The organism is Streptomyces sp. 150FB (assembly GCF_000818195.1).
Classification (GTDB): Bacteria; Actinomycetota; Actinomycetes; order Streptomycetales; family Streptomycetaceae; genus Streptomyces.
This window is the reverse complement of sequence record NZ_JTHL01000001.1, coordinates 2,047,187-2,055,018: the sequence shown is the minus strand read 5'-3', so window position 1 is coordinate 2,055,018 and position 7,832 is coordinate 2,047,187. Positions and strand designations below refer to the sequence as shown.

Sequence of the window (7,832 nt, the reverse complement as noted above, 5' to 3'; positions counted from 1 at the left end):
ACGCACCCGTGCCCGGCACCTCGCTTCACGTGAGGTACCGGGCACGGGTGCGTCCGTACGTCGCTACGTCCTGAGGGATCCGGGTCACACCATCCTGCGGCGGACCCACCACACGCACACCCCGGCCAGCACGGCAGCGAGCACCGCGCACAGCCCGAACTCGGCCCACTGGATGCCCCAGAGCTGCGAAGCCGGGTGCCCGTCCGTCCACGTACCGGTCCTGCCATGGGCGAACACGCACTTCTCGTAGCCGCCGGTCGCCGTGAAACAGGCCTTCACCTCCGGCATCCTCTGTCCCGAAGCGGACAGGAAACCGGTCGACACGGCCCAGAAGCCGTCCGGGGACGGGGCGGCGGTGGTGTGCTGAGCCGTCACCGTGACCATGGGCAGCAGATGACCTCGCACCTGCTCCAGCAGATACATCACCAGAGCGCCGGCGGCCAGGGTCGCGCCCATCGCGAGGACCGTACGCCGCAGCACCAGCCCGAGCGTCACACCCACGAGCAGCAGCAGCACGGACTGACCGACCACGACAGGCCCGATCCCGTCGAAGGGATACCAGTCGTACCAGGGGAACCGGTCGCCCAGCACGGAGACCGGCCGCCACCACCAGGTCATGGCCGCCGCCAGGATCCCGGTGATCACGACCGTCATCACCACGGGCACGCCGAGCTTGACGGCGAACCACCGCAGCCGGGTCACCGACTGGGTGCAGACCATCCGGTACGTCTTCGACTCCAGCTCCTGCGACATCAGCGGCGCGCCCAGGAACAGCCCGGCGATCAGCGGCACCACCAGCATGAGCTGGAGCGGCAGGCGCATCGGGTACTGGTACTTCTGACCGAACGCCAGCAGCCGTGACGCGCACTCCGGCGCCATGTCCGTCACCGCCACCGTGGCCCGGCAGTCGGCCAGGTGCTGGTCCACGACCGCTTCGGCGATGTGGTTGTGCTGGATCGCGGCGTAGCCGGCGACCGCGACGACAACGGCGAGACCGATCCAGAACGTCAGCCGGTTCTGCCGCCACATCAGCCACGTAAGACCACGCAGCCGGGGCCGGCGGCTCGCGGAGGCCGCAGTACCGGCGGGCCGGGAGAGAAGCGCGTCACTCATGCCGCCACCTCGTGCGCGACGGCGGACGGCTGGGCGCTCGGAGTGATCAGCGGCGGCGCGTCAGGGGTCCGCAGATAGGCGAGCAACAGCTCCTCCAGGGTGGGGACGCGGACCTGGGGGCCGTCGGGCAGCGGGCCCTGCGGACGCACCAGGGTGGCGCTCTCGCCGCGGGTGGTGATGGTCTCGATCGTCAGGTGACCGGCCGGGGAGGGGCCCTGTCCGGGGGAGCCGGCCGGGGTGATGAGCAGCCGGTGGCTGTCGATGACGGTGTCCACCTCGCCCGCCAGCCGCACGATGCCGTTGTTGATCAGGACCAGGTAGTCGCAGACGTCCTCAAGCTCCGACACCAGGTGGGAGGACATCACCACCGTCGAACCGTGCTCACGGGCCTGGCCCATGAGCGTCGATGTCATCTCGCGCCGGACGAGCGGGTCGAGATCGGCCATCGGCTCGTCCAGCAGCATGAGTTGCGGACGCTTGCCGAGCGCGAGAGCGAACGCCACCCGGGTGCGCTGCCCGCCGGACAGCGCCCCGATCCTGGCGTTCAGGGGCACATGGCCCTCGGCGATGATCCGCTCAGCCGTCTCCTGATGCCACGACGGATTCAGCTCACGCCCCAGCCGCAGCGTCTCGTCCACCCGGAAGCGCGGATACAGCGCCTTCTCCTGCCCGAGGAAAGCCGTGCTCTGCCGGGCGGCGCCCGACCGGGGCGCGTTCCCGAACAGCCGGATCGAACCGGCGCTCGGCTCCAGCAGATCCGCCGCCAGCGACAGCAGGGTGGTCTTGCCCGCGCCGTTCGGACCGACCAGGGCGCAGACCCGTCCCGCCGGCAGCCGGAACGAACAGTCCCGCAGCGCCCAGCCCCGCCGGTAGCGCCGGCCGAGCCCCACCGCCTCCAGGGCGGCCGGGCTGCTGATGTCACTGGTCACGTGGTGCTCTCTTCCGGGCCGGACGCCGTCCTGCGATGTGTTCATGCCGTTCATGCCGGGAACGCTAATGATCACCGCACTCCTGCCGCTTCGGCGAAAGGGATGCCTCCCGCCCCGACCGAAGTCGGCTTCCCGGCGCCGCGGCGCATACCAAGGTATGGACATCCGGCCGGGGCCCCGAACGGGACCTGAGCGGCCGCCGCCACCCCGTAGGTTTGGTGGCTATGCGCCGTACGAACCGAGAGATGGCATCCGACCTGGGCATCGTGCTCCTGGCCCTGGCCCTGACCTTCGTCACCGCCCGCGTCCGGTTCACCGGCATGTCGCTCTACCCGCAGCTCTCCACCGGCCTGCCCGACATGTCGCTCAGCGACCCCCTCGCCCGCGTCCTGCCGTGGAGCAACATCTGGACGGACGGACAGTTCCTGGCGCTGCCCGCCTGCCTGCTGCTGTGGTGGCGGCGCGACAGGCCGGTGCCCGTCGCCATCGCCACCCTGTTCTTCGCGATCTGCTCGCCGGCCGTCGTACCGGCCCTCGTCGCGCTGTTCACCGTCGCCGTGCTGTGCCCGTCGCGGACCACGGCACGGGTCACCGTGCTGGCCCTCGTACCGATACCGGCCACCTATCTGCTGGACCCCTCGCTGGGCGATCCGCTCACGGCCGTGGCTCTCATCGGCTGCACGCTGGTCGCCGCCGCGGTCGGCTGGGGCCTGTTCGTACGCACCCTCAGCGAGCGCACCGACCGCGCCGAGGCCGAGGTGGTGCTGCGCGCCGAACGGGCCCAGCAGCAGGCCAGGGAGGACACGGCGCGGGAGATGCACGACGTACTGGCACACCGGCTGTCCCTGCTGAGCGTCCACGCCGGCGCGCTGGAGTTCCACCCCGGGGCCCCCGCCGAAGAGGTCGAACGCGCCGCGGGAGTGATCCGCGAGAGCGCCCACAAGGCCCTGGAAGACCTGCAAGTGGTCCTGCGGGTGCTCCGTGCCCCGGCCGACGACGGCGCCGCCGAGCCACCGCAGCCGACCCTCGCCGACGTACGCAAACTCGTCGCCGAGGCCCGGGCCGCCGGGACGGACGTCGAACTCGACGAGCGGATCGCCGAACCCGCCGACGCGACGGGGATCGCCGGCCGCACCGCGTACCGCGTCGTCCAGGAAGGGCTGACCAACGCCAGGAAACACGCGCCCGACGCCCCCGTCCGGATAGCGGTCCACGGCGGACCCCGCGAAGGCATCTCCGTCGACCTGCGCAACGCCCTTCCCCGGGGCGGCCCGCACTCCGGCATACCCGGAACGGGCCAGGGCCTGATCGGACTCACCGAACGCGCCGCACTGGCCGGCGGAAAGGTCACCTACGGCAGATCCGCCGACGACTTCCTGCTGCACGCCTGGCTACCCTGGCCCCCATGATCCGTGTACTGCTCGCCGACGACGATCCGCTGGTCCGCTCGGGGCTGCGGCTGATGCTCGGCGGCGCCGACGACATCGAGGTCGTCGCCGAGGCGGCGGACGGGAGCGAAGTGGCCGCGCTGGTCGACACGTACGCCCCCGACCTCGTCCTGATGGACATCCGCATGCCGACCGTGGACGGACTCGAAGCGACCCAACTGCTGCGCGAACGGCCCTCTCCGCCGGCGATCGTGATGCTGACGACCTTCCAGACCGACGAGTACGTGCTGCGCGCGCTCCAGTCGGGCGCCGCCGGATTCCTGCTGAAGCACACGGCGCCCGGTGAGATCGTGGCGGCCGTACGCAGAGTGGCGGCGGGGGAGCCCGTGCTGTCGCCCGCGGTGACCCAGCAGCTCATCACCCGGCTGACGACCGCCCCCGACACCGGGCGGCGGGCCCAGACCCTGCGCGCCAGGGAGGCGCTGGCGCTCCTCGGCGACCGGGAGCGGGAGGTCGCCGTCGCCGTCGGGCGGGGGAGGACCAACGCGGAGATCGCGGCCGAGCTGTACATGGGCGTGCCCACGGTGAAGGCGCACGTCTCGCACATCCTCACCAAACTGGGCCTCAGCAACCGGGTCCAGATCGCGCTGACGGTTCACGACGCGGGCGAGGCCTGAGACCGGACGGACGGCGCCCATCCGGTTAACTTCCAGGAAATTCACACGAGTTGGGATTGACGTGTCCCTGTCTACGCGCGTCATCATAAGGGCATGCGAATTCCCCCACGTATCGCCGCCATCGGCGGCCTCGCCGCCCTCGTCTCGACTCTCCTCGTCGGTGGAGTCACCGCCACAGCGACCGCTGCCCCGGCCGCCGTCGGCAGCATCTGCTACGGCAGCCTCCCCTCCCAGGCCCACCACACCCTCGACCTGATCGAAGCGGGCGGCCCCTACCCGTACTCGCAGGACGGCGCGGTCTTCCAGAACCGTGAGCACCTGCTGCCGAGCCAGTCCAGCAGCTACTACCACGAGTACACCGTCGTGACCCCCGGTTCCCCCGACCGTGGCGCCCGCCGCATCATCACCGGCCAGAAGAACAACGAGGACTACTACACCTCCAACCACTACGAGTCGTTCTCGCTCGTCAACTACGGCTGCTGAGCTCAGCCTCCCCGGGAAAGGTAACCTCCGCCCCATGACGGTGACGTATGTGATCGACGGGGCGGAGGTCACCGGCCTCGATCGTTTCTGGCAGGTGATCGGCGCCGCCGTGAACGGCCCAGGCGGCTACTTCGGACGTAATCTCGACAGCCTCGCAGATTGCCTGCGCGGTGGGTACGGGACGCCGGACGACGGAGACTTCGCCGTCGAATGGCGCGCCCACGAAGCCTCTCGCCAGGCACTCGGACACGAAGAGACCGCACGCGTGGTCCGGCGGCGGCTGGAACGCGCACACCCCGACAACGGACCCGCGCTCCGGGCGCAGTTGGCCGAGGCCGAGGCGGGCCGGGGACCTACGGTCTTCGAAGAGCTGACCCAGCTCTTCGAGGAAGAGGCCCCGGGGGTGCTGCGGCTGCGCTGACCGGATGACCGGATGACCGGATGATTGGCTGACCGGCTGATGGGCTGACCAGAGGACCGGCTGATCGGCTGATCGGTTCGGCCGCCCTCGTCGCTACGTTCCGTGGCGGCGGGGGAGGGTTCGCTCAAGGCGGCGTCGGTCGGGGCCCTCGGGGAGATACCGCACCGCGTCGGCGGCCAACTGCCGCGCGTACCCATCCGGTTCCGCGTCGGCCAGGATGCGGGCCAGCGCGTCGACCGCGCGCGGGTCCTGCCGTACGGCCAGACCGGCGGCGGCCTCCGCCGCGGTATCGGCGTCCGGGTCACGCAGCCGCGCCGCCAGCGCCGCACGGATCTCCGGTGTGTCCGCGTCCACCCCGGCCAGCGCCGCCACCGCCCCGCGCCGGACCGCGGGATCCGGGTCCCCGCTCAACTCGGCCAGTGCCGCGACCGCTTCGCCGTCACCGCCCGCTACGAGCCCCGTCGACGCCAGCGCCACCCGGCGCCGTACACCCGCGTCCGGATGGGCGCGGTGGCGCAGGATCTCCGGCAGTACGGCCGGGTCGCCCTGCTGCCCGAGGGCCTCCACCACCGCGCCCGCCACCTCCGGCGCCGCCGCCCGCCGGGACAGCTCGCGCAGCACGGGGACCGCACGGGCCGTATACGACCGCTCGCTCCGCACCCCGGCCGACCGGCGCCCCAACTGCCCCAGGACGGCGGCCCCGAACGCCTGCCGCAGCGGATCGGCCGCCTTGCACGAAGCGACCGCGGCGCGGTACGTGTCGTCGTTGCCCCGCGCCCACAGCACCGCCACCGGCTCCCGCCAGTCGTCGCGCCCGGGATCCCCGCAGCGCGACGCGCGGGCCGCCAGCACCTCGTACGGCGTCACGATCCCCAACTCGGCCTCCAGCAGCGTCGCGACGGCGGCGTGCCCCGTCTGCTGCTCCACCCCGGCGACCGGCGCGCCGTCCCGCAGCAGCTCCACGACCACGGTCTGGGACCCCTCGGCCTCGACCCGGCGCACCACCGTCTCGTACCCGTCGCCGTACGCGCGCAGCAGACCGTCGCGCAGCTCACGCTCCACATCGAGAGTGAGCCAGCGGCGCGCCTCGGCCAGTGCGGCTTTCCGCGCCGAAGGACCGTCGCCGTGCGCGCCGTTGCCGTCCGCTCTTCTGGCGCCGTCCGCTCCGGCGCCGTGCGCGAGCAGGGTCCGTACGGTCGCGGCCGACCCTCTGCGGGCGGCGAGCAGCAGCGGCGATTCGCCGCCGGGGCCCGGCAGATCGGGGTCGGCGCCGCCGTCGAGCAGCGCCTCCACCGTGTCGGTGAAGCCCTGGACGACCGCCCAGACGAGCGCGGTGAAGCCGAACGCCTCCCTGCGGTCGGGCGCGGCGCCCGCCGCGAGCAGCGCCCGTACGACCTCGGTGTGACCGCCACAGGCGGCCCCGCACAGCGGCAGGTCCCCGCCGTCCTGGCCGCAGGCCCGCTCCGGATCGGCGCCCGCCGTGAGCAACAGCCGTACCATGCCCGGCTCGTCGCTCACGGATGCCAGATAGAGCGCGGTCTCGCCGTACTCGTCGGTCGCCTCGGCGCTTGCCCCGGCCCTGAGCAGCCGTACGACAGCGTCGTCCGCGCCACCGCGTACCGCCTCGAACAGGTCGTGAACACCTGCTGTCGGCTCATTCGTCATACTTCGACACTACGGGCGCCGCCGTACGGATTCGATCAGGTATCCGATCGCGTGTCGTGTCGCCTGTAGGGCCGGGTGCCTTGAGATGCCTCGCGGTCCGTCAGGTGTCGCACTCCAGCACCGTCCTGCACAGCCCGCACCGCGCCCGCACCCGCCCCCGCACCGGCACGCGGATCCGCTGATGGCAGGTCGGGCACGGGAACGCCACCCGGAGCCCGTCGGGAAGCCGCTCGAAGGCGTACGACACGCCGGGGTCGGGGGCCGGGTCGGTGCCGGGGTGGTCCAGCGCGTAGCGGCGGTCCTTGGCGTACCTGTGCCGTCCCGTCCAGCCCGCCGTGGTCAGCGGCGGCTGCTGCTCGTCGCGCAGCGACTGCGCCCTGCCCTTGGTGTACGCGGTGTAGCCCTGCGGGCTGGTGAACCAGATCCGGGGGTCCTCGTCGAAGAGCAGCGCCCGCTTGGCGAGGACGTACCCGAACTCCTCGGGTGTGAGGTAGCCGAGCTTCTGGCTGGAGTCGCGGTCCTCGCGGTACGCGTCGAGCAGCAGCCAGCCGGCGCCGAGGTAGGTCGTCGCCGTGTCGGTGAGGATCTCGTTGTCGCGGGTGCCGGGGAAGCTCAGGCCGAGCCGGTGCAGCAGCACATGCGTGATCTCGTGCGCGAGGGCGGCGCCGATGTCCCTGCGGTGGGTGCGGAAACGATCGTTCAGCTCGATGAAGTACTCGGGTCCCGCCGTCAGCTCCACGCTCGCCGCGTGCTCCATCTCGCGGAAGCTGATGATCATGTGCGCGTCCGGCAGATGGAGTTGCTGGACCAGCGCGTGCGCGACCCGCTGCGTACCGAGATGAAGATCGTCCACATCGGAGAAGGCGATGTCGACCGGGGCGACGCTGGTGCCGTACGTGGCGATGCCGTCGGGCGAGAGCCGTTTGTAGAGCGCGCTGAGGGCCGCACGGACGGTGTCCAGATGCGGATAGCCGTGTACGACCTCGCTGCCTTGCGTCACGCCCGGGCACCTCCTGGGAAGGACGGTCAGCCGGATTCAACTGTACGGCGGGCGGGGGAGAGGTACGGGCAGGTCGCGGGCGTTACGGAGGCGGGCCGGGCGCCCGGGGGCGGCGGGCCGGGGTGTGCGGCGGCGGCGCGGCGGCCGTGATCAGGC

General features: G+C 71.9%; 8 protein-coding genes. 4 read left to right on the top strand and 4 right to left on the bottom strand.

The window, feature by feature from the left end; translation table 11 throughout:
• Positions 1-84: 84 nt before the first annotated feature.
• Positions 85-1,113: a hypothetical protein gene (locus QR77_RS08465; RefSeq protein WP_052488609.1), complete on the bottom strand. Its 1,029-nt coding sequence runs from the start codon at positions 1,111-1,113 to the stop codon at positions 85-87.
• Positions 1,110-2,087, bottom strand: coding sequence for an ABC transporter ATP-binding protein (locus QR77_RS08460; RefSeq protein ID WP_078877767.1), 978 nt, complete (start codon positions 2,085-2,087; stop codon positions 1,110-1,112). The genes QR77_RS08465 and QR77_RS08460 overlap by 4 nt, the downstream gene beginning before the upstream one ends.
• Before the next feature lie 200 nt (positions 2,088-2,287).
• Here QR77_RS08460 and QR77_RS08455 point away from each other — a divergent pair, with 200 nt between their 5' ends.
• The 4 genes from QR77_RS08455 to QR77_RS08440 all read left to right on the top strand — a co-directional run bounded on the left by QR77_RS08455 (position 2,288) and on the right by QR77_RS08440 (position 5,011).
• Positions 2,288-3,451: a histidine kinase gene (locus QR77_RS08455; RefSeq protein WP_052488608.1), complete on the top strand. Its 1,164-nt coding sequence runs from the start codon at positions 2,288-2,290 to the stop codon at positions 3,449-3,451.
• A complete protein-coding gene (locus tag QR77_RS08450; RefSeq protein WP_040020688.1) occupies positions 3,448-4,107 on the top strand; it encodes a response regulator transcription factor in 660 nt (219 codons plus the stop codon). The genes QR77_RS08455 and QR77_RS08450 overlap by 4 nt, the downstream gene beginning before the upstream one ends.
• A 93-nt stretch (positions 4,108-4,200) precedes the next feature.
• Positions 4,201-4,590: a ribonuclease domain-containing protein gene (locus QR77_RS08445; protein WP_040020686.1), complete on the top strand. Its 390-nt coding sequence runs from the start codon at positions 4,201-4,203 to the stop codon at positions 4,588-4,590.
• 34 nt (positions 4,591-4,624) lie between these two features.
• Complete coding sequence (locus QR77_RS08440) at positions 4,625-5,011, top strand: barstar family protein (RefSeq protein ID WP_040020684.1); 387 nt, start codon at positions 4,625-4,627, stop codon at positions 5,009-5,011.
• 93 nt (positions 5,012-5,104) lie between these two features.
• Here QR77_RS08440 and QR77_RS08435 read toward each other — a convergent pair whose 3' ends face one another.
• Positions 5,105-6,676: an ankyrin repeat domain-containing protein gene (locus QR77_RS08435; RefSeq protein WP_040020682.1), complete on the bottom strand. Its 1,572-nt coding sequence runs from the start codon at positions 6,674-6,676 to the stop codon at positions 5,105-5,107.
• A 100-nt stretch (positions 6,677-6,776) separates the two neighbouring features.
• Positions 6,777-7,676 carry a hypothetical protein gene (locus QR77_RS08430; protein ID WP_040020681.1) on the bottom strand — a complete coding sequence of 300 codons (900 nt, stop codon included), beginning with the start codon at positions 7,674-7,676 and terminating at the stop codon, positions 6,777-6,779.
• Positions 7,677-7,832 lie beyond the last annotated feature (156 nt).